The 20,713-nt window shown below is 69.4% G+C and carries 20 protein-coding genes; 11 read left to right on the top strand and 9 right to left on the bottom strand.

The features are described 5' to 3' along the window. Positions 1-438 precede the first annotated feature (438 nt). The 3 genes from ACH4EW_RS12840 to ACH4EW_RS12850 all read left to right on the top strand — a co-directional run bounded on the left by ACH4EW_RS12840 (position 439) and on the right by ACH4EW_RS12850 (position 6,641). Positions 439-5,280, top strand: coding sequence for an RICIN domain-containing protein (locus ACH4EW_RS12840; protein ID WP_398256025.1), 4,842 nt, complete (start codon positions 439-441; stop codon positions 5,278-5,280). Between the two features lie 2 nt (positions 5,281-5,282). Then, the gene (locus tag ACH4EW_RS12845) at positions 5,283-5,954 is read left to right on the top strand and encodes a hypothetical protein (RefSeq protein ID WP_093900453.1); all 672 of its coding nucleotides are present in this window, start codon (positions 5,283-5,285) and stop codon (positions 5,952-5,954) included. Between the two features lie 297 nt (positions 5,955-6,251). Further along, the gene (locus tag ACH4EW_RS12850) at positions 6,252-6,641 is read left to right on the top strand and encodes a hypothetical protein (RefSeq protein WP_398255279.1); all 390 of its coding nucleotides are present in this window, start codon (positions 6,252-6,254) and stop codon (positions 6,639-6,641) included. 128 nt (positions 6,642-6,769) lie between these two features. Here ACH4EW_RS12850 and ACH4EW_RS12855 read toward each other — a convergent pair whose 3' ends face one another. The 3 genes from ACH4EW_RS12855 to ACH4EW_RS12865 all read right to left on the bottom strand — a co-directional run bounded on the left by ACH4EW_RS12855 (position 6,770) and on the right by ACH4EW_RS12865 (position 8,379). Then, the gene (locus ACH4EW_RS12855) at positions 6,770-7,198 is read right to left on the bottom strand and encodes a TIGR03668 family PPOX class F420-dependent oxidoreductase (protein WP_398255282.1); all 429 of its coding nucleotides are present in this window, start codon (positions 7,196-7,198) and stop codon (positions 6,770-6,772) included. 90 nt (positions 7,199-7,288) lie between these two features. Continuing rightward, complete coding sequence (locus ACH4EW_RS12860; protein ID WP_398255285.1) at positions 7,289-7,846, bottom strand: Uma2 family endonuclease; 558 nt, start codon at positions 7,844-7,846, stop codon at positions 7,289-7,291. A gap of 68 nt (positions 7,847-7,914) precedes the next feature. Further along, positions 7,915-8,379 (bottom strand): ATP-binding protein, encoded by a 465-nt coding sequence (locus ACH4EW_RS12865; RefSeq protein ID WP_398255288.1) that lies wholly within the window; start codon positions 8,377-8,379, stop codon positions 7,915-7,917. A 158-nt stretch (positions 8,380-8,537) separates the two neighbouring features. Between ACH4EW_RS12865 and ACH4EW_RS12870 the strand changes: the two genes are divergently transcribed. Both ACH4EW_RS12870 and ACH4EW_RS12875 read left to right on the top strand, forming a co-directional pair. After that, a complete protein-coding gene (locus tag ACH4EW_RS12870; protein WP_398255290.1) occupies positions 8,538-9,392 on the top strand; it encodes a Scr1 family TA system antitoxin-like transcriptional regulator in 855 nt (284 codons plus the stop codon). After that, complete coding sequence (locus tag ACH4EW_RS12875; RefSeq protein WP_398255293.1) at positions 9,389-9,634, top strand: DUF397 domain-containing protein; 246 nt, start codon at positions 9,389-9,391, stop codon at positions 9,632-9,634. The genes ACH4EW_RS12870 and ACH4EW_RS12875 overlap by 4 nt, the downstream gene beginning before the upstream one ends. Before the next feature lie 89 nt (positions 9,635-9,723). Here ACH4EW_RS12875 and ACH4EW_RS12880 read toward each other — a convergent pair whose 3' ends face one another. Next, the gene (locus ACH4EW_RS12880; protein WP_398255295.1) at positions 9,724-10,608 is read right to left on the bottom strand and encodes a peptidase S1; all 885 of its coding nucleotides are present in this window, start codon (positions 10,606-10,608) and stop codon (positions 9,724-9,726) included. A 407-nt stretch (positions 10,609-11,015) separates the two neighbouring features. Between ACH4EW_RS12880 and ACH4EW_RS12885 the strand changes: the two genes are divergently transcribed. Continuing rightward, positions 11,016-11,486 carry a hypothetical protein gene (locus ACH4EW_RS12885; RefSeq protein ID WP_398255298.1) on the top strand — a complete coding sequence of 157 codons (471 nt, stop codon included), beginning with the start codon at positions 11,016-11,018 and terminating at the stop codon, positions 11,484-11,486. Between the two features lie 59 nt (positions 11,487-11,545). Here the strand turns inward: ACH4EW_RS12885 and msrB are convergent, their stop codons facing one another. From msrB to ACH4EW_RS12905, 4 genes are all read right to left on the bottom strand, one after another. After that, positions 11,546-11,953, bottom strand: a complete 408-nt coding sequence (gene msrB, locus ACH4EW_RS12890; protein ID WP_398255301.1) for a peptide-methionine (R)-S-oxide reductase MsrB — start codon at positions 11,951-11,953, stop codon at positions 11,546-11,548. A 9-nt stretch (positions 11,954-11,962) separates the two neighbouring features. Then, on the bottom strand, positions 11,963-13,357 hold the full coding sequence (gene murC / locus ACH4EW_RS12895) for a UDP-N-acetylmuramate--L-alanine ligase (protein WP_398255303.1): 1,395 nt from the start codon (positions 13,355-13,357) through the stop codon (positions 11,963-11,965). A 41-nt stretch (positions 13,358-13,398) separates the two neighbouring features. Further along, positions 13,399-13,851, bottom strand: coding sequence for an indole-3-glycerol phosphate synthase (locus tag ACH4EW_RS12900; RefSeq protein ID WP_398256028.1), 453 nt, complete (start codon positions 13,849-13,851; stop codon positions 13,399-13,401). A 150-nt stretch (positions 13,852-14,001) separates the two neighbouring features. Beyond that, positions 14,002-14,766, bottom strand: coding sequence for a pyrimidine reductase family protein (locus tag ACH4EW_RS12905; RefSeq protein ID WP_398255306.1), 765 nt, complete (start codon positions 14,764-14,766; stop codon positions 14,002-14,004). A 106-nt stretch (positions 14,767-14,872) separates the two neighbouring features. On the opposite strand from ACH4EW_RS12905, the gene zapE reads away from it, so the two are divergent. The 4 genes from zapE to ACH4EW_RS12925 all read left to right on the top strand — a co-directional run bounded on the left by zapE (position 14,873) and on the right by ACH4EW_RS12925 (position 19,040). Continuing rightward, complete coding sequence (gene zapE / locus ACH4EW_RS12910) at positions 14,873-16,012, top strand: cell division protein ZapE (RefSeq protein WP_398256031.1); 1,140 nt, start codon at positions 14,873-14,875, stop codon at positions 16,010-16,012. Positions 16,013-16,117: 105 nt separating this feature from the next. Then, a complete protein-coding gene (locus ACH4EW_RS12915) occupies positions 16,118-16,543 on the top strand; it encodes an OsmC family protein (RefSeq protein WP_398255309.1) in 426 nt (141 codons plus the stop codon). A gap of 126 nt (positions 16,544-16,669) precedes the next feature. Then, entirely contained in the window at positions 16,670-18,049 is a 1,380-nt protein-coding gene (locus ACH4EW_RS12920; protein WP_398255312.1) for an alkaline phosphatase PhoX, read from the top strand. Positions 18,050-18,137: 88 nt separating this feature from the next. After that, positions 18,138-19,040, top strand: a complete 903-nt coding sequence (locus tag ACH4EW_RS12925) for a polysaccharide deacetylase family protein (protein ID WP_398256034.1) — start codon at positions 18,138-18,140, stop codon at positions 19,038-19,040. Between the two features lie 28 nt (positions 19,041-19,068). Here the strand turns inward: ACH4EW_RS12925 and ACH4EW_RS12930 are convergent, their stop codons facing one another. Then, positions 19,069-19,746, bottom strand: a complete 678-nt coding sequence (locus ACH4EW_RS12930; protein ID WP_398255315.1) for an AIM24 family protein — start codon at positions 19,744-19,746, stop codon at positions 19,069-19,071. Positions 19,747-19,818: 72 nt separating this feature from the next. Here ACH4EW_RS12930 and ACH4EW_RS12935 point away from each other — a divergent pair, with 72 nt between their 5' ends. Beyond that, positions 19,819-20,577, top strand: coding sequence for a peptidyl-tRNA hydrolase (locus ACH4EW_RS12935; protein ID WP_398255317.1), 759 nt, complete (start codon positions 19,819-19,821; stop codon positions 20,575-20,577). Positions 20,578-20,713 lie beyond the last annotated feature (136 nt).

Raw genomic sequence — 20,713 nt, forward strand, 5'->3', positions numbered from 1 at the left:
ATGGCCACGTGCTGCCCGCGGATGCGGAGGCGTTCCGGCCGCCGAGATCACGGGCGACCATGAGCTCACGTTCTCCTCGCTCGGGATGACAATGGCCGCACTGCCCGCGCAGAGAACGCCGCTCTCGGCAGCACCGCGGGGCCGCCTCTGATCTGCTCAACTCTCCTACGGGGAGAGCTAATTCTCTATCCGCGCCTGCCGCCCTCTGGGTACCATCCTGCCCCCAGGTTCGGGCCTTTTTCTATGTCCGGACCACCACTTGAGTGACCGTCAGGTTCGAGAGCGCGGGGCCGCTGAGTCATGCCGGCCGCGCCGCATCCTTCGGTCGGCTCCTTGACCAGAACTGGTACTCCATTGCGCTCCAGACCCCCAGGGTCTCCCAGACCCCTGCTTCGACTCTCCCGCTTGACCGGCCGTCTGCTCCCGCCGTTGCTTGCCATGGCCCTGCTGGCCGGGGTGGGTGTGAGCGACGGGTACACGGCACCGCAGACCGAGTTGGCCGCCGACTACGACTGGTACGAGGACACCGCCGCCGAGCAGTTGCGGCAGGACCAGTGCCTGATGAGCGACGTACTGCGGCTGGGCGGGCCGGCCATGGCCGCCACCGCGAAGGACGGGCTCAATCAGAGCCCGGAGCGGCTGCGGGAGCTGGCGAACCGGGACTACTGGGAGGACACGCCGCTCGCCACCGCGTACAAGTCGGACCAGGATGCCGCACTTGCTGAGCTGGACCGGCTCGACGCGCTCCACGACAGCTGGAAGATATACGGGCTCGAGACGCCGGGCGGCTTCGGTTCTGTCGCCGACTTCGAGTGGCCGCCCGGGACCAGCGGTGACGACGGTGAGGACTTCCACTCCCAGACCGGCCTCACGGCGTGGATCGCCGACCGGTTCTGGAAGGACGAGAGCGACTTCTACGAGGACGCAACTCCGCCGGCCGACGCGGAGACCGTTGCGGCGGTCAAGGCTCTGGGGCAGCCGCTGTACGGCAGCGACCCCAATCCGTCCCTGCCGGACTGGAACCGACAGGTCGCCCTGCGGGACGCCTACGAGCGCCTGACGGACTGGAGCCTGGAGCCGACGGGCGCGGACAACGCCCGCATGTTCCTGAGCTCGGGCGGCTTCCCTAACAAGGCGCCGGTGCCGGGTACCGCCGAGCACCGGGTCGCGGTCGAGGACCTCAAGTCCCGGTTCGCCGCCTGTGCGTGGCGTGATCCGATGGACCCGGAGAAGGTTCTGGCCGAGGTCTCCGCGACCGCCGGGGCGGAGTGGCAGCAGGAGATCGGCTCGCAGGCCGCCAAGCGCAACGACATCCTGACCGCGAACAAGAACGCCGTCCAGGCGCTGACCGTGGGCTCCGAGTCGATGGGTAAGATGCTCGGCCACTCGTGGGTCGCCGACCACATCACCCGCTGGCAGGACTACTGGTCCTCGGGCGGCATCGGTTGGATCGGCACCTCCCCGATGGCCGTCAAGATCTTGGGTGCGACTTTCCCGGGCGCGACCGGCAAGTGCCTGGGCGTGCAGGGTTCCGGCACCGCGAACGGCACGGCTGTCGAGGTCGTCGCCTGCTCCACGGCGGCCGCCCAGCAGTGGAGGATCAACGGGGAATACGGCGAGGGCTACAGCCTGCAGAACGTGAACTCGCAGAAGTGCCTCGACGTCGCCACCAATCAGACGAAACTCCAGATCTGGACCTGCAACGGCACGCCCATGCAGGTGTGGAAGTTCAGCGTCCGGGCCGAAGCCGCCCTGCAGAATCTGGGGGCGAACAAGTGCCTGACCCCCGTGTACAACGCCGGACAGGAGGTGCTCGCGGCCGCCTGCAGCGACGCTGCCACGCAGAAGGTGCTGTTCAAGGTCTCCGAGCACAACGGCAGCGTTCCGCCGTCGACGGAGTTCACCAAGGCGTCGCAGCGGCTGAGCGCCGCGCGCGCAGGAGCGCAGGCCGAGCTGGCCGAGCTCAAGCACCAGGCGACGGCCGCGACGGCCGCCCAGACCGCCAGCGCCACCGCCGAACAGGCGGCGTACGCGATCGCGGACGCCAACGGGGCGCCGCGGGGCCGTGGTCTGCTGGTAGGCCAGCAGAAGGCGCAGGTCACGCAGGGCGCTGCGGCCGCGGTCGCGGCGCTGGTGAAGGCCGGCGAGACCGCCGAGGCGGCCACCCGGGCGGCGGCCGCGGACAGCGCCACGATCGCCCAGCGGGCGCTGGCGCAGGCCGCGCAGTCCAAGGCGGAGTTCCGCAAGCAGGCGGCCTACCGGGCCGAACTGCAGGCCAAGGCGGCCGCGGACGCGGCCAAGCTGCACCGTGACAACGCCAAGAAGGACAAGGAGCTGGCCGAGGCCAAGCTCGCCGAGTCCCTGGTCGCGGAGGCGGACGCCAAGGCGGCGGCGGCCGACGCGCACGCCAAGCGGCTGAAGGCCGAGGCCGAAGAGGCCACGGCGAAGAAGGAGAAGGAGACCGCCGACCTCAAGAAGTCGGAGGCGGCCCAGCACCGGCAGACCGCAGAAGCCGAAGCGGCCAACGCCGAGGCCGCCAAGGGCAGGGCCGAGACGTCGGAGGCGACAGCGGTCGCCCGGAAGAAGGACGCCGAGACCGCCCGGGATCGTGCCAGGGAACTGCGCGACGACGCGTGGGACGCCGAGCAGAAGGCGGACGCGGCGCGCGCCAAGGCCGACGCCAAAGAGGCCTACGCCGAATCTCTGGAAGCGGGGGATGCGGCGGACGCCGCGCGGGCGGCGGCCAATGAGGCCGACCGGCACGCGGACGACGCCGAGGCGGCTGCCGGCCGGTCTCGTACCGCGGCCGACGCGGCCACCCAGGCGGCAGCGGACGCGGACGCGGCAGCGACCCGCGCGGAGGCCGCCGCCAAGCGCTCCCGGGCAGCCGCTGACGAGGCGCAGGCGGCGAAGCTGCGGGCGGACGCCGCGGTGCGCACCGCGACCAGCGCCGCTGCCGACGCCATCGACGCCTCCGAGCACGCCTCGGCCGAGGCCGCGTTGTCGGTCAAGGCAGCCAACGAGGCCGAGGCGCAGGCGAAGACGGCCAAGGCCGAGGCGGACGCGGCCAAGGCCGAGGCCGACAAGGCCACCGCCGCCTCGGCGAAGGCGGCGGGATTCGCCTATGTCACCGCGCAGGCCGCAGTGGACGCCGGGAACTCGGCCGCGCAGGTCGCGGCTCCCGCGAACGACGCGATCCAGCTCGGCTCGCCATACGTCACCAAGGACTCGGCCGCCTCTCTGGTGGTCCTGTCCGGCCAGGCGGCGAAGACCATCGCCGAGCAGCAGAAGGCCGTCGCGGACGCCCACGCCACCAACGCGGCCGAGGAAGCGGCTGCCGCCCAGGTCATCGCCGACCAGGCACAGGGCGACGCCAAGGCCGCCTACCAGCACGCGGCGAACGCCGCCAAGCACGCCGCGGACGCCCGCGGCTACTCGAAGGAGGCACTGACCTACGCGGCCGCAGCGGCGACCGCCGCGGCGAAGGCGCAGCAGTCGCTGGCCCGCACCATCGAGTACGGCCAGCAGGCCGCGGCCGACGCGGCTGCCGCCGACCAGGCCGCGGGCCGCGCCGAAGGCTACGCCGAAGCCGCCCGCACCTCCGCCGACGCCGCCGCCCTCGACGCCGCCGCCGCTCGCGCGGCCGCCACCCAGGCGGAAGAGTCCGCCAGCCAGGCCAGGGCCGCCGCCGAGCGGGCCGACGCCGCCGCGACGGCGGCGGAGGAAGCCGCCAAGGACGCCCAGGCGTACGCCGAATCAGCACAGCAGGCAGCCGAGTCCGCCGAACGCAAGGCCGCCAACCAGACGGTCAGCGACGGCGCCGGCACCAGCTTCGGCGGCGGCACGTTCTTCGTCGTGGACGAGGACAGCGTCAAGGTCACGGATGTCAGGCAGCACCAGCCGTGCGAGCTGCCGCCCGGCCTCGGCACGAGCTGCACGGTCACCTTCACCTACACCTTCGACGTCAAGGTCGACTACTACCTGTGCACCAACTCCAACGTGCCGGCGACCCAGTCGGGCTGCCCCTCGGTGGACACGGTGCACCTGGGTTCAGAGCCCTTCACCGGCCTGAAGAAGGACATCACCAAGACATTCACTCAGTTGGAGATCCTGCAGGGCTTGCTCAAGACCTATCTCGAGATCGGCAAGCAGATCCTGGTCCAGGACTTCCTGGACTGCTGGCACGGCAGTGTGTCCGGCTGCGCCTGGGCGGCGTCCAACTTCATCCCGGGTAAGGCGCTGGGCAAGGTCGTCGAGGGGCTCAACGCCCTGAAGACCGCCATGCGCACGGGCACCGGGGTGCGGGAGGCGTTCAACGCGCTGAAGGCACTGGACGTCGCCCCGGCGACCCTCGCCAAGATCGAGAACACTGTCGACACGTACGAGGACTTGGTTACCACCTGCATCCGGAACAGTTTCCCCGGAGGCACCCAGGTACTCATGGCGGACGGCTCCCACAAGGCGATCCGCGACGTGCACGTCGGTGAGACGGTGCTGGCCACCGATCCGCAGAGCGGGCAGTCCGCGGCCCAGCCGGTGACCGCGACCTTCAGCCACGACACCACGCGGCTGGTGGACATCACCGTCAGCGGCGGAGTCCTGACCAGCACGGCCGGTCACCGGTTCTACGTCGCGGAGCGCGGCTGGACGCTGGTCTCGGACCTGCGGGTGGGCGACCGCCTGCGCACCCCCGACGGAATCCGGCACCGGGTGCAGGGCCTGCGGGACCGCGCCAGCCTGGCGCCCCGTGAGGTGTTCGACCTCACGGTCGACGGGTTCCACTCGTTCTACGTCGGCACCGCCGGGCAGCGTTCCCGCGACGTCTTGGTGCACAACTGCACCAACATCCTCGCCGACGAGGGCCTCGAGGGTGCGCACACCCTCGAGGACCATGTGGACCTCAGCCCCCAGAAGCTGGCCGACAAACTGGCCAAGGACGGCGTGGCCACGCAGTGGGCCAGCAAGGACATCGCCGTCGCGGCGGTCGACCAGGCCATGGCAGACTGGATCAAGCTGCCCGGCAACGGGGACAAGCTGGAGGCCTGGCGCCTCAGGCAGGCCCAGCGGGCCGGCAAGGGCATCGGCTTCGACCCGAGAAAGGACCTGCTGCCCATCCGCTTGCAGGTCACCGGGCACGGCGCCTCGCTCGGTACGAAGTGGGTGAAAGGCGGCAGCTCGGCAGGCGAGGCCGTCGGCAACACGGTGGTAATCCAGCTGAAGTTCGCCAAGGGGCATATGAAGCCCAAGACCTGGGTCGTCTACACCGCCTACCCGGAGTAAACATGACATACGAGACCGGCCTCACCTGGCTCTCCGAGCAGTGCGATGAGCTGGCGGACCTGCCTCCTGCGGAGATGGACTGCCTCATCGAGCGGGGGCCGGTCTCGGCCATGCTCCTGATCACCGAACGGTCGGTCCGGGAGCTCGGCCACCCGGCGTCCCTGCAGCTGGGCCGTGACGTACGGCGGCTACTGGACTCCGGCCTGGCGGACGACACGATCCGCACGGCCTGGGTCGGCTCAACCGACCACGCGTTCGACCCGGCCAAGCAGCAGGTCGGAGCGCGGGAGTGGCTGGAGCGGATCGAATCGGCCTGGCTCGCGGCGGAATCCCACCGTGACCCCGGCTTCACCCCGCCCCCGGCCGACCCCGTGACAGACGAGTCGCTGTGCGCCGCGGTGCACAGGGCGACGGCTGCGGTGGCCGCCGCGCTGACGCGGGCGCACGAGGAAGGAGAGGTGTTCAACCCGCTGCCGCTGCCCGCCCCCCTGGTACCAACGCTGGAGCAGGTGATCACCGGGGCGTGTGCCGACCTCGGTTTCCGGCTCTTCCTGCGCGCGGTCAAACGCCACGCGCTGCCGCTAGACGGCCCGTGCCGGGCAGCGCTGGTGGCGCTCGGCGAACGTCTCGGCTACCCGGAAGGTGCAGTCGACCAGGGCCTTCAGAGGGACTGACGTTACGAGGGGTGGGCGGGACGCACGTCCCGCCCACCCCTCGCAGCAGACGTCAGTACACCGAATCTGGAGAACCTCCTCAAGGAGGGCACGGAGATCACGTGGTCCGTGCAGTGGGGATCGAATGGATTGATGAACAAGTCATTCGAGAAGATTCTGGCGGGTCTGATCCAGGCCCAAGGGCGCCCCTAGCTCCTGATCTCGGCCGGCTAGCCCTGTAAGACGCAATGGGGTGGGTGACCCGATGGGTCACCCACCCCTTCTCCTCACCTCATGGCGAAATGACAGCAGGTAGTGATGTTCGAAATCAAAAAGGCGAGCGAGGCGGAGATCGCTCAACGGAACGATCTGGCCGGTGGGGTGGCCGAAGCGTTGGCGATGGCTGGGTTCACCGTGCATCAGGACGTAAACCGGGCGTCTGCCGCGGAGGGCGCGCTGGTCTGGGTGGACCCGGCAGATGACTCCAGGGGAGGAGTCTTCGTCCAGTGGCTGATCAATCCGTCCCTGAATCGCGCTGCAGCGGAGAGTGCGCAGAAGGGCGAGATCCAGTCATCGGCGTTCCGGTATTTCAGCTTTGTGACCGAGCACATGTACGCGACGTTGATCGCAATTCTCGGATCCGCGGGCTTTCAGGCTGGCGATGCCGATGACGACATGAGTCCCTACCTGATCCGCGTTGAAGGCTGATCTCCGAGGGAGGGGCCGGCTGCGCCGGTTGACGCGGAGCCGCGACTCCGCCTGATGCGGCCTGACCAGGTCATCGACGGTGCGGCATGCCAACGAGCCGACGGAGGTTGCTGTCTGCGGACGTACTGTCACGAAGCGCGCCAGCCGCTCCAGCGCAGGACCCCGACCTCGACCACCGGTCCGTCGGGGGGCCGGTCGGCGTACTGCGGGTACTTCGCCGCGAGCAGGCTGACGCAGCGGGCTGCCTCGGCTGACCGGTCCGGCGGCGGGAGCACACGGGCTTCACCATCGGCCCGGACCCACCACAAGCGGTCCCAGTCGTCCTCGTAGTGGTCGGCCAGCAGGCAGACCGACGGGTTGGCGGCGATGTTGGCCAGGCGTTTCAGCCGCGTCGTCCGCTTCGGCTTGTGGTCCACGGCCAGCACCACCGCATCGCCGTCCAAGGCGAACACCACCGGCACCAGGTGCGGGTGGGCCGCCGTGTCGGTCGTCGCAAGGCGGGCGATGCGCGCCGCGGCGAATCTCTCCCGTGCCTCAGCACTTGTCAGGGCGGGCATGGCACACCTTTCCAGCGGTTTCGGCGGCTACGGAATTCCCGGATCGATCAACGATCCCGCATTCCTGGGACGGAGCCGCTCCCCCCGCACTCACAACTCGCCCGTGTCCAGGTCCAGATCGAATGGTCCCGGAAGATGAAGCACGGCCCCGAACGGGTGCGGCCCGTCCACCCGCGTGTACCCCAGCTTTCCTGGATCGGCGAACAGAGTGATGCTCCGTTCCACCCGGTCGACCAGCAGATACAGCGGCGCCCCGTACTCGGCATACCGTCGTCGCTTCACCACCCGGTCCGTCCCCGCGTTGGACTCACTGGTCACCTCGACCACGAGCAACGTCTGATCGGGCAGCAACGCACCCGCGCCCTTCGCGTCCACGGCCGGCACAACAGCGATGTCCGGTACGTACCAGTTCGACGAACCGGGCAGATCCAGGTTCCCTGAACCGGTGACGCACCCCAGTTCACGGGCGCGCGGCTTGATCTGGTCGCGGATCGCCTCGGCCGTGGCCTCGTGATCCCAGGTGGGCGACACGGGCTCGATGATCCCTTCGACGATCTGAGCACGATCGCCTCGGATGTTCTGGACGGCGTACTTCAGGGCACGTTCGGGGTCGATGCCTCGGCTGTAGTCGGCAGGCTCGGCGGTCATGTGCCCAGAGTGCCCCATTTTCGATCGCCACAACAAGCAGAACGGGCTGGTGGCGGCGGTCACCGCGATCAGTACAGCAGGTCCAGTTCGGCGCGGACCGTCTTCCCCGGCGGTACGCGGTCCAGCACCGCCCACCGGTCGGCCAGCGCCTCCACCAGCATCAGCCCGTGCCCGCAGCCGGAACCGGGCGGCGGCGCCACAAGCTCCCCCGGCCCCGGTGGGCGCCGCTCGCCCCGCGTATCGCTGACCTCGATCCGCAGGACGCCGAGCAGATCCGTATCACCCGGTGCGTGGGTGAGCTGCAACTCGAAGTCACGGCCCGGCACCCGGCCGTGCGTTGCCGCGTTCGTGGCCAGCTCGGCGACGATCAGCGCCGCCGCCTCCGATGCGTCACTGCGGTACGGGATGCCCCAGTCGTGCAGCACGTGCAGTGCGAGATGACGGGCGAGCCTCGCTCCTCGTGGAGTCGAGCTGAAGCGTTGCGCGAACACACGTACGGTGAACGGAGGTTGGGGGTTGACGAGTGCTTCCATGCGCCCACCGTTGCGGCCGGAACACCCATCGGACCAGCTCAGCGACTCGTACGCTGAGTCAGCGTACGGGTGCGGAGGGTGGACGGTACGTGTAACCGTCCGTGACCATGGGTGAGTTGCGGACCTGGACAGGCGCAGGGCACAGGAGGTAGCCGGACATGACGGACGGCATCGGCGGAACGGGCGGAGCGACGGGCGTGAACGGGGAGCCGGAGCCCTCGGACAGCCTGAAGGCGTTCGGGGAGGTCGTCAAGACCTTCCGTAAACGAGCGCTGCTGACACAGGAACAGTTCGCCCCGAAGGTGCGGTACTCGGTGCCGACGGTCGCCTCGATCGAGCAAGGGAGACGGTTTCCGCCACTCGCTTTCGTGGAGCGGGCGGAAGAGGTGCTGGACGCGTTCGGGGTCATCAAAGCTGCGGCGAAGCATCTGTCACGGCGGCCGGGGTTGGCCAGTTGGTTCCGGCAGTGGGCGCAGTTGGAGGCTGAGGCGCTGAGCCTGTACACCTACGAGTGCCGGTTGATTCCTGGGCTGTTGCAGACGGAGGCGTACGCGCGGGCACTGTTCGTAAATCAGCTTCCGCCCCTGGGGGACGAGCAGATCGAGGCGCAGCTCACGGCTCGACTCGACCGACAGCGACTACTGACAGAACGGCCGAACACTGCGTACAGCTTCATCCTCGAAGAGCACCTGTTCCTGCGCCGAACAGGCGGTGCGGAGGTCACGCGGAACCTCATCGATCACGTTCTCCGGCTGGCCCAGCTCCGGAACATCGAGGTACAGATCATGCCTCAGGTTCGGGAGAGCCATGCAGGGCTCGACGGCCCTATGCGGCTACTGGAGACGCCCGACCACAAGTGGTTCGCTTACGGCGAGGGTCAAGAGAGTGGTCACTTCCACGCCGACCCAACAGTGGTCAGCACGCTCCAGATGCGGTATGCCAGGATGCGTTCACAGGCTCACTCCCTCGAAGACTCCGTGAGCCTGTTGCAGCGGATGCGAGGAGCGGTATGAGCACCACAGATCTGGCCTGGTTCAAGAGCAGCTACAGCAGCCCCTCAGGCGACTCCTGCGTAGAAGTCGCCCACTCCTGGCACAAATCCACCTACAGCGGCGGTTCCGGAGACGACTGCGTAGAAGTAGCCACCTGCCCCACCACCGTCCACGTCCGGGACTCCAAGGTCGAGCAGGGCCCCCAGCTCGCCCTCTCCCCCGCCGCCTGGACCGGCTTCGTCGCGTACGCCGTGAACGGCTGACCAGAAGCGAAACCGGCATGACACCGCGCCGCGCACCGGATCAACTCCGGGGCGCGGCGCGGCGGGTATCACGCGTCAGGCATCAAGTGTCAGGACAGCGCCAGCTCCGTGACGTTGTTGGCCTCCAGGACCCACGTCGCGCTCAGGCCGCCTTCCTTGACCCGGGCGTCACCGTCGCCCTTGAGGACGCCGATGCGCTTGCCGGACAGGGCGATCTGAATGGTGTGGGTGTACTCGTGGACCCACGTGGCGCTGAGACCGCCCTCCTTCACGTACGCGTCACCGCTGTCCTTCAGGACGCCGATGCGGTTGCCCGAGAGTTCGAGCTGGATGACGTCGTCGGACTCCCGGACCCACGTCGCGCTGAGGCCCCCCTCCTTCACCCACGCCACGCCGTCACCCGTGAGGACGCCGATGCGGTTGCCCGACAGGTCGATGCCGATGACGTTGTCGCGCTCCTTGACCCAGGTGGCGCTGAGGCCACCCTCCTTCACGTACGCGTCACCGTTGCCCTTCACGACACCGATGCGGTTTCGGGACAGTTCCAGTTCCTTGACGTTGTCAGCCTCCTTGACCCAGGTGGCGCTGAGGCCGCCCTCCTTCACGTACGCGTCGCCGTTGTCCTTGAGGACGCCGATGCGGTCGCCGGACAGGGCGATCTGCTTGACGTCGTCTGACTCGCGAACCCATGTCGCGCTGAGGCCGCCCTCCTTCACCCAGGCGACGCCGTCACCCGTGAGGACGCCGATGCGGTTGCCCGACAGGGCGACCTGCTTGACGTTGTCGCGCTCCTTGACCCAAGTGGCGCTGAGGCCACCCTCCTTCACGTACGCGTCACCGTTGGCGCGCAGGGTGCCGATGCGGTTGCCGCCGTCACCGGAGACCGTGCCGGGCACCGCGTTGGCCGTGGACGTACCGGTGAGACCGGCCAGCGCCAGAACGGCGGCGGTCGCGGAGAGAGTCTTGAGATTCATCCGAGCAACTCCTGTAGCCAGAAAGACCCTTGGGCCCGCATCGCGGCGCCCACGGGGGATTCATCAATCCGAAGACGACCAACGACCAAAGGGGCCGGCGGTGTGTAGGCCATTGGCGTGATGGTGGAGCACTGGACGGGATCCTTGCCGCGCGCCGGGCCGAACCGGTGGAGGCCGCCGGGCGTACGGGCGGCAGCCGCACGGTGGAGGCGTTCCGGGCGTGGAACCGTCCGGGCGGCTTCGGCAGACGGCTTGGCAGCAGGCCGACGGCACGGGTGCGGCGGTGGTGGGGCAGGAGTCTCGCCGGGAACCCGGGATGTCATGACCCGCCCGGGGCGACCGGTACGGTGTGACATATCGATCTCGTGTGCTCCTGGCGGGCTGCGTGACATCCCCAGGAGGAACAGATGACGACGAACCGCGGACGCAAGGACGTCATCCGGGAACGGATGGCCGCGACCGGGGAGTCGTACAACGTCGCCGCCCGCAATCTGAAGGCGATGAAGGACATGGGCGCCACGCGTGAGGCCGTCCTCACCCAGCGCTGGCGTCCCGCCGACTCGCTCGACGTTCCGTGCCCCTGCGGTGGTACGTGCGAGCCCGGCGAGAGGTGCGAGCGCTGTCACGCGTTGCACCGGCATGTGGCGCGCTACCCCGGCAGTGTCACGGACGTGGAGACCTGGGCGGACCGTTACGACTGCATGGGCTGCGCGTCCTCGTACATCCTGACCGTGGTGCTGCCCGGTCGGCCGTGGGGCGTCGCCGAGACGGCCGTCCGCGGCGGGTCGGCGGAGCCGGTCGTGCGGGCCCGGGTCTTCCCGGGGGTCGCCCACCCGCTGCTGCGACCGGAGAACCCCGAGGACGAGAACGAGGGCTGACGCACGCCCGGCGCCGGCCCTCGCTCAGTCGCGCCCCTCGGCCCCCGGCCGCTCCGCCGTCAGCCCTCGTCGGGTGTCAGCCGCAGCGAGATCGAGTTGATGCAGTACCGCTGGTCCGTCGGGGTGGGGTAGCCCTCGCCCTCGAAGACATGGCCGAGGTGCGAACCGCACCGGGCGCAGCGGACCTCGGTGCGGACCATGCCGTGGCTGCGGTCCTGGATCAGTTCGACCGCGTCCGTGTCCTTCGGGTCGTAGAAGGACGGCCAGCCGCAGTGCGACTCGAATTTGGTGTCGGAGCGGAACAGTTCCGCGTCACAGGCGCGGCAGGAGTAGACGCCTGTGGTCTTGGTCTCGGTGTACTCGCCGACGAAGGCGGGTTCGGTGCCGGCTTGGCGCAGGACCGCGTACTCGGCGGGGGTCAGCTCCGCCCGCCACTGCTCGTCCGGCTTCTCGATGTCGTACGGCACGTCGCTCCCTCAGCTCGACAGGTGGTCCAGGATCTGCGGGCCGAGGTCCGTGACGTCGCCCGCTCCCATGGTGAGAACGAGGTCGCCGGGCTTCGCCATTCCCGCGATGACCTCGGGGACCGCCGCCTTGTCGTGGACCGCGGTGACATCTGCGCCCGCTGACCTCGCGGCATCGATGATCAGTTCGCTGGTGATGCCGGGGATCGGGTCCTCGCGGGCCGGGTAGATGTCCAGGACCACGGAGGCGTCGGCCAGCGCGAGGGCCTGGCCCATCTCGGCGCCGAGCTCCTGGGTGCGCGAGAACAGGTGGGGCTGGAAGACGACCAGGAGGCGGGTGTCGGATGCGGCGCCGCGCATCGCTTCGAGGTCCGCGGTCATCTCGGTGGGATGGTGTGCGTACGAGTCGATGACCTGCACCCCGGCCGCCTCGCCCTTGAGCTGGAGGCGGCGCTTGACCCCGGTGTACTTGCCGAGGGCCGAGGCCAGATCGTGGGCCGGGATACCGAGGGCGACACCGGCGGCGAGGGCCGCGACCGCGTTGTGGGCGTAGTGGCGGCCGGGCACGGAGACCGTGAACGCGAGGTACTTCCCGTTCAGGAGGACCGTGACCTCGCTGGTCAGACCGCGCGGGGTGACCTTGTGGACGCGTACGTCGGCGGTCTCGGACTCGCCGTAGGTGACGACCTTCACCGACGACAGGGCGCGCACCCGCTTGGCCAGCTCGACGGCGCCGGGCTGGTCGGCGGCGATCACCAGGGTTCCGTCGGGGACGATCTTGCCGGCGAACGTCTCGAAGGATTCGTAGATCTCGTCCATCGAGGCGTAGTTCGCGTGGTGGTCCAGTTCGACGTTGAGGACGATCGCGACCTCGGGGTCGTACTTCTGGAAGCTGCGGTCGCTCTCGTCCGCCTCGGCGACGAAGATCGTGCCCTCGCCGTGTGCGGCGTTGGTGCCGGGGCCCGCGAGGTCGCCGCCGATGGCGTACGAGGGGTCGAGGTTCAGTTCGGACAGGGCGACGGCCAGCATCGATGTGGTGGTCGTCTTGCCGTGCGTACCGGCCACCGCGATCGCGCGCAGGCCACCCATCAGGGAGGCGAGCGCGTCGGAGCGGTGCACGACAGGGATCGACAGCTCGGCGGCGCGCACCAGCTCCGGGTTGTCGGGGCGGATGGCGCTGGAGACGACCACGCACGAGGCGTCGTCCGCCAGATGTCCGGCGGCATGTCCGATGTGGACGGTCGCTCCCAGGGCCCTCAACGCCTCGGCCGTTGCCGATTCCTTGGCGTCACTGCCCGCGACCTTCGCGCCGCGCCGGGCGAGGATCTTCGCGATGCCCGACATTCCGGCGCCGCCGATGCCGATGAAGTGCGGCCGTTCCATGGCGGCAGGAATACCGGGTGCCATGCGTGTGTCTCCCCAGAAGTCGAAACCAGTACCCGCCCAGCCTATTCGCTGTGCGCGAAGAGCTTGAGCACCGGTACGCCGACCTTGTGCCGGGCCCTGGAAGCCCAGTCCCGGTGGAAGAACTCTTCCACGTAGTGCGGCGCGGTGAGCACGATGACCTCATCAGCCCCCGCGTCGTCGACCACGGCCCTCAGCTTGTCCAGCGGGTGTTCCTCGATCACCTGTCCGACCGCTTCGGAACCTGCCTGCCGCAGAGCCTCGAGTGACACTTCGAGCGCCAGTTCGGCGGGCTGCCGGGCATTATTGCCCTCCGGCTCCTCACCCTCCCGGGCCGCTTCCTTCAGTTCACCCATCGCCAGGTCGTCAATGGCCCGCAACAGCACATCGGCCTGATCACCGCGCGGCTGCATGAGCACGACGAAAGAGGTCTGCTCCTCCCCGTGCAGGGTGGTGACGAACTCGACGTCCTCGGAAGTGAGGGCCTTCTCGATCATCAAAACGCTGGTGAACACCACAGGCGCCCTTCTGCTTCAGTGACCGTCACCGGCCCCTGCTGAAACGATCCTTCCCCGTGCTCGCACGGGGCCCGGCGAGAGTGATTGTGCCCACCGGAAGCTAACCGGAACGGCAAATTCCGCCGAATGTCAGATCCGACGGTATCGGGTGAAGAGGAACCCGGCCTCTTCCAGCACCGATGTCAGGGCGAATCGTTCCGGCACGGCCACCGAGGGGCCCCCGGCGATCCGCTGCGCGTCTCCGGCGGTCAGCATCGGCGAGAGCGTCAGACAGAGCTCGTCCAGCACCCCGGCCGCCACGAACTGGCCCAGCATCCTGGGTCCGCCCTCGGTCAGCAGCCGCTTGAGCCCACGGTCCGCCAGCTCCCGTACGGCCCTGGCGGGGTCCGCCCCGGAGCCCTCCCCCGCGATCACCACCTCGGCGCCCGCCTTCCGCGCCGCCTCGATCCGGTCCGCAGGGGCTCCGGCGCCGGTCAGCACAAGGGTCGGGACGAGGGGCGAGACGAAGAGCGGCAACGAGAAGTCCAGGTCCAGGCTGCCGCTCACCACGGCGATCGCCGGTGCGGGCCCCTGCCCGGCCGCGGCCCGGCGGGCAGCGAAGGCCTCGCGGGCCCTGGCGGGCCGGTAGCCCTCCAGCCGTACGGTCTCCGCCCCCGCCACGACCACATCTGCCAGACCGCGCAGGGTACCGAAGATCCGCATGTCGCTCTTGCAGGAGATCGGCTGCGAGCGCCCGTCGTGCTGTGCGGCGCCGTCGAGCGTCGAAACCATGTTGGCGCGCAGCCAGGGGCCCTCCTGCTCGGGGTACGCGTAGGCATCGGCCAGACGGTCCAGGCTCCACTCCCCCTCGTTATCAGCCGGTGTCAGATCGGTCACAGGGAAGAGGCGTCGCATGTTCTGCAGTCTGGCACGGCGCTCGGGGCAGAAGGGCAAATGGGGTGCGGTCCCAGACGCCGCGACGCTGCTGACAATCGTGGGCGAGGTCGTAAGGTTGACGGTTGTGTCGTCCTCCACCGCCGTGCCGGGGCAGAGCCCCATAGCCGAAACGGCCCCGCTGTCCCTGTGCGCCCTTGAGCCGCACGTCCCCGCCGACCGCCTGGTCGCCGAGATGGTGCCGCCGCCCCGCTTCGACTCCGTACGCTTCGATACGTATGTCCCGGACCCCCGCCAGCCGAGCCAGTTCGAGGCGGTCAAGGTCCTGAGCGGCTTCGCGGCCGGGCTCGGCGGGGCACATGCCACCGGCTCCGGCAAGAACAGGAGCGCGCGAAGCGCTTCCTTGGAGGGGTGGTGGCGGGCGACGGGTGGGCGGTTCAGCAAGAAGCCGGCGGCGCCCGCGGCACCCCTCGGGGTCTATCTCGACGGCGGCTACGGCGTCGGCAAGACGCACCTGCTGGCCTCCCTCTGGCACGCCACGCCCGCCGCGCCGTCGCTGAAGGCATTCGGCACCTTCGTGGAGCTGACGAACCTGGTCGGTGCGCTGGGCTTCCAGCAGACCGTGCAGACACTGAGCGGGCACCGGCTCCTGTGCATCGATGAATTCGAGCTGGACGACCCGGGTGACACGGTACTGGTGTCGTCGCTGCTCAGCCGGCTGGTCGAGGCCGGGGTCGCGCTCGCCGCCACCTCCAACACGCTGCCCGGCAAGCTCGGTGAGGGCCGGTTCGCCGCCGCCGACTTCCTGCGGGAGATCCAGGGACTGTCCTCGCACTTCCGTCCGCTGCGGATCGACGGCGAGGACTACCGCCACCGCGGGCTGCCCGAGGCCCCCGCGCCGTACTCCGGCGAGCAGGTCACCAAGGCCGCATACACCACCGAGGGCGCCAGCCTGGACGACTTCCCCTCGCTCCTCGACCATCTCGCCCGGGTCCATCCGAGCCGCTACGGCGCGCTGACGGACGGCCTGCGGGCCGTCTGCCTCACCGAGGTCCAGCCGGTGCCGGACCAGTCGACCGCGCTGCGGCTCGTCGTCCTCGCCGACCGGCTGTACGACCGGGAGGTTCCGGTACTCGCCTCCGGGGTCCCGTTCGACAAGCTGTTCAGTGAGGAGATGCTGAACGGCGGGTACCGGAAGAAGTACTTCCGGGCGATCTCCCGGCTGACGGCGCTGGCACGCGACGCAAAGGGTCTGGTGGCGCAGTAGGTTCGGGGGCGCACCACCCGATGCAGGTTCGGGTGGTACGCCCGAGGTGCCCCGGGCGCCTCGTATCTCCCGTATCACCGCGCACACCGTTTGAAGGGATCCAGCATGGCTACCACGCGTCAGGCGCACACGGTCTGGGAAGGCAACCTGATCGAGGGCAAGGGTGTCGTCACCTTCGACTCCTCCGGCATCGGGGACTACGAGGTCTCCTGGCCGTCCCGCACGGAGAAGGCGAACGGGAAGACCAGTCCCGAGGAGCTCATCGCGGCGGCACACTCCAGTTGCTTCTCGATGGCGCTGTCCCACGGCCTGGCCGCCGCCGGCACCCCGCCGACCCGGCTGAACACCCAGGCCGATGTCACCTTCCAGGCCGGTACCGGCATCACCGGTATTCACCTCACCGTCCAGGGCGAGGTGCCGGGTCTCGACGAGGCGGGCTTCGTCAAGGCCGCCGAGGGCGCCAAGGCGAACTGCCCGGTCAGCCAGGCACTCACGGGCACGACGATCACGCTCACCGCGTCCCTGGTCTGACCCCACGGGGGTCTTTGTGGGCCAGTGACACGCATGAGGCTCGTGACCCGCATGGTTCCCGCGCGACGATACGCGTGGTACACACATGCGGGTCACATCTCCTGTCCGCCAGCAGGGAGTTGCCTCATGTCATCAGCATCGGCACGACAGTCCGCAACACGACGACAGGTCCTGGCCGGCAGCGGCGCGGCCGTTGCCTCGATCGCCTTCGCCGGGGCGTTCTGCGAACTCTTCGCGGGTACCGCCGCCGCCCGGGGACACAGCGGCTACGGCCCGCTCGTGCCCGACCCGGACGGGCTGCTCGACCTCCCGAAGGGATTCCGCTACCGGGTCCTGTCCCGGGAGGGCGACCCGCTCCGCTCCGGCGAGGGCCAGGTCCCCAGCAACCACGACGGCATGGCCGCCTTCGCCGGCCGGCACGGACACGTCCGTCTCGTACGCAATCACGAGAACCGCGCCACCGGAAGAATCCCGGTACCGGCCGTCGAGGGCCTCACCTACGACCCGATGGGCAAGGGCGGCTGTACGGCCCTGGAGCTGGACGGCCGCAACAACGTCCTCGGCGAACGCGTCGCCATCGCCGGTACCGCGGTCAACTGCGCGGGCGGCCGCACCCCTTGGAACACCTGGCTGACCTGTGAGGAGACCGAGGACAAGGCCGGCACCAACGGCTACACCAAGGACCACGGCTTCGTCTTCGAGGTGGACGGCGCCGATCCGCACCGCACCGGGGCCGTGCCGCTCACCGCGATGGGCCGCTTTCAGCACGAGGCGATCGCGATCGATCCGAAGAACGGGATCGTGTACGAGACGGAAGACGCGTTCGACAAGCCGTTCGGGCTCTTCTACCGCTTCCTGCCGAGGAAACCACTCGGCGGGACGGGCTCGCTGCGGGCCGGCGGCCATCTGGAGGCCATGCGGGTGCCTGGCGTCCCCGATCTCTCCGCGGTCCAGGAGACCGGTGCGAGTTTCGAGGGCGTCGAGTGGGTTCCCGTACCGGATCCGCAGGCGGCCGTGACTCCGATCCGGTTCCAGGACTTCGGCCCGAAGGGCATCACCCACGCGCAGAAGCTGGAGGGCTGCTACTGGGGCGGGTCCGCGGTCTACTTCGTCTCCAGTTTCGCGCGCAGCTCGCAGGGTTCGGCGGCCGACCACTACGGCCAGGTGTGGCGGTACGAGCCGAAGCGGCGCCGCCTCACGCTGGTGATCGTCTTCGGTCCCGGTACGGACGTCCAGCTGCCCGGCGAGTCCCCCGACAACATCTGCCTTGCTTCCGACGGCGGGCTGATGGTGTGCGAGGACGGCGACGGCGCACAGCATGTGTTCGGCCTGACGCGGGGCGGTGAGGTGTACGCGATGGCGCGGGGGCGGCAGAACATCGGGACGCCCGAGGAGCCCGCGTGGGGCGAGTTCGCCGGGGTCACGTTCGCTCCGGACGGCGGGACGATGTTCGTCAACTGCTATACGCCGGGGACGACGTTCGCGGTGACGGGGCCGTGGCGCTGATCGGCCCGAGTGAATCCGAGACCGACTTCGATGCGAAGGAGCGCCACGGGCGACCGATAATGCGATATCCCGATACCTTCCCTGAGTGATCAACTCAGCCCGCAAACTTGCGTCTCTGACTGTTCTGGGTACGGCTCTCGGCTGCCTCGCCGCCTGCGGAGGCCCCGCAGGCTCCCCTGCCGACCGGCACCCGGACGCGGGGCGAACGGCCGTTGCCGGCCATGCCCCGTCGCATGCGATCCCGAAACCGCCGCCCGTGAGCGCGGCCCCCACCGCAAGGGAGCAGCCACCCGCCTCGGCTCCGGTTCCCGGCGCGCCGACGCCGGTCTTCGCACGCGGGGCGAAGACCGGCGAGAAGGTGGTGGCGCTGACCTTCGACGCCGACATGACGGCCGACGAGGGGCCGCGCGCGGCTGCGGGCGAGCACTTCGACAACCCCGAACTGATCGCGCTGCTGCGCCGGTTGAAGGTGCCCGCGACCGTGTTCATGACGGGACGGTGGGCCGATGAGTACCCGGCGCAGGCCCGGTCCATCGGCGCCGATCCGCTCTTCGAGGTCGCCAACCACTCGTACAGCCACTACGCCTTCAAGTCCCCCTGCTACGGGCTGCCGACCGTGGCGAAGAACGAGATGCGCGGCGATGTGGAGCGGGCCTTCGCCGCGTTCCGGAAGGCGGGTGTGCGCAATGTGGTGCCGTACTTCCGCTTCCCCGGCGGCTGCTACGACGACGCGGCACGGCGCGCCCTCGCACCCGCGAAGGTGACGGCGGTGCAGTGGGACGTCGTCAGCGGCGATGCGTTCGCGACGGATGCGGACGCGGTGGCGCAGCAGGTGCTGGACGGGGTGAAGCCGGGCTCGGTGGTCGTCATGCACTGCACCCGCAGCGCGGCTCCGGTCACGGACGAGGCCGTACGCCGGCTGGTCCCGGAGCTGCGCAAGCGCGGGTACCGCTTCGTGAAGGTCTCCGACCTGATGCGAACGCGCCGTTAGGCGCACCGACGGCCCACCCCGCTCGGGTTCAGTTGGCCGACGCCTTCTCGGGCTTGAGCTCACTGGGTCGTACGATCACGAAGCCCTCGCCGTCCAGCCGCAGTTGGACGGCCTCTCCGGACCCGCCGCGCATCATCGAGCCGAAGCTCTGCGAACGGTGCAGCGAAGTGGTCAGGTTTGCACTCCAGCCGACCACCGCGTCCGTGTCGACGTACACCGGCTGCTGGGGCATGACGGGTATCACTATGGGGTGGCCCTCACACATCAGGCCGAGCTTGCCGTACCCGGTGAAGACGGTGCTGAAGAGGCCGCCGCCGGTCATGCCTGCGCCCTTCATGGTCTTGATCTCGTAGGAGAGCGTGGCGTCGAAACAGAGCACGTTGCGGCCGTTGATGGTGAGGACGTCACCCTGCTCCATGTCCACGATGAAGCAGTTGGCCGCCTCGTGCGCGAACCAGGCCTCGCCCTGGCCGCGGACCACCATCAGCGGCAGCCCCTCGCCGGTGACGGCACGCTTGAGCAGGCCGCCGAGGCCCTGGCTCTTGTGCTCGAACTGCAGATCACCACGGAAGGCGATCATCGATCCCTGTCGGGCGTGCATCTCGCCGTTGACGGCGTACTTGATGGATTTGGCGTTCTGCAGGGTCATCCCGGGGGCGGTTGCCTGCTGCGCCATGTTCTCGCTGGAAAAGAGATCGCTCTTCATGCGGTGCATCCTCACCCAGAGCGATTCATTTCACCAAGAAACGATTCTCGGGCGGCTGGCAGACTGGGACGAGTGAGCGACAACGACACCCCCGTATCCCTGTCCGTACCCCCGGCCACCCCCTGCTCCGCTGCGGCGGACAGCCCGTTCAGGTCCGAGCGGACGCGCCGGGACGAGGCCCGGCAGTACGTGCTGCCGCTGGTCGTGCACATCGAGAAGACGGCTCCTCCGGCCCGCACCGACGCGCTGCGGACCGCCGCGCGCGCGGTGCTCGAGATGCTCTCCGACGAGCGGTCGGCCGACGAGGGCGAGTGGGCGCGGGCGATGCGGGACTGGCAGGACGCCCGGATCCGCAAGGTGGTGCGGCGGGCGCGCGGCGCGGAGTGGCGCAAGGCTTCCACGCTGCCCGGCATCACGGTCACGGGCGAGAGCGCCGAGGTACGGGTCTTCCCTCCGGTGCCTCTGGACGGCTGGCCGAAGGAGCTGGCGAAGCTCCAGGTGTCGGGGACTGATCTGGACGACCCCGAGCCGCCGGCCGCGCCCGATCCCGATGGCCCGGTGCTCTGGCTGAACCCGGAGCTGGACATGTCCGCGGGCAAGGCGATGGCGCAGGCCGGACACGGTGCGCAGCTCGCCTGGTGGGAGCTGTCCGGGACGGAGCGCAAGGCGTGGCGCGAGGCGGGCTTCCCGCTGTCGGTCGCCACCGCGGAGGCGAGCCGCTGGCAGGTACTCACGGTGAGCGGGCTTCCGGTGGTGCGCGACGCCGGGTTCACCGAGATCGCTCCGGGGTCGTGCACGGTGGTCGCCGACCACCCCGCGCTGCGCGGCTGAGCGGGGGCGAGGCCGTTCCCCCGTGCCCGCAGGGCCCGTTGAACCTCCCGCTGCGGCGATGCGTACCTCTCAACGATGCCGATTCCCTGACCGCCCCGGGCCGGGAACCTCAAATCAACCTCTGAACGTCCCCCTC

Source organism: Streptomyces sp. NPDC018000 (assembly GCF_044328025.1).
Taxonomy (GTDB): Bacteria; Actinomycetota; Actinomycetes; order Streptomycetales; family Streptomycetaceae; genus Streptomyces.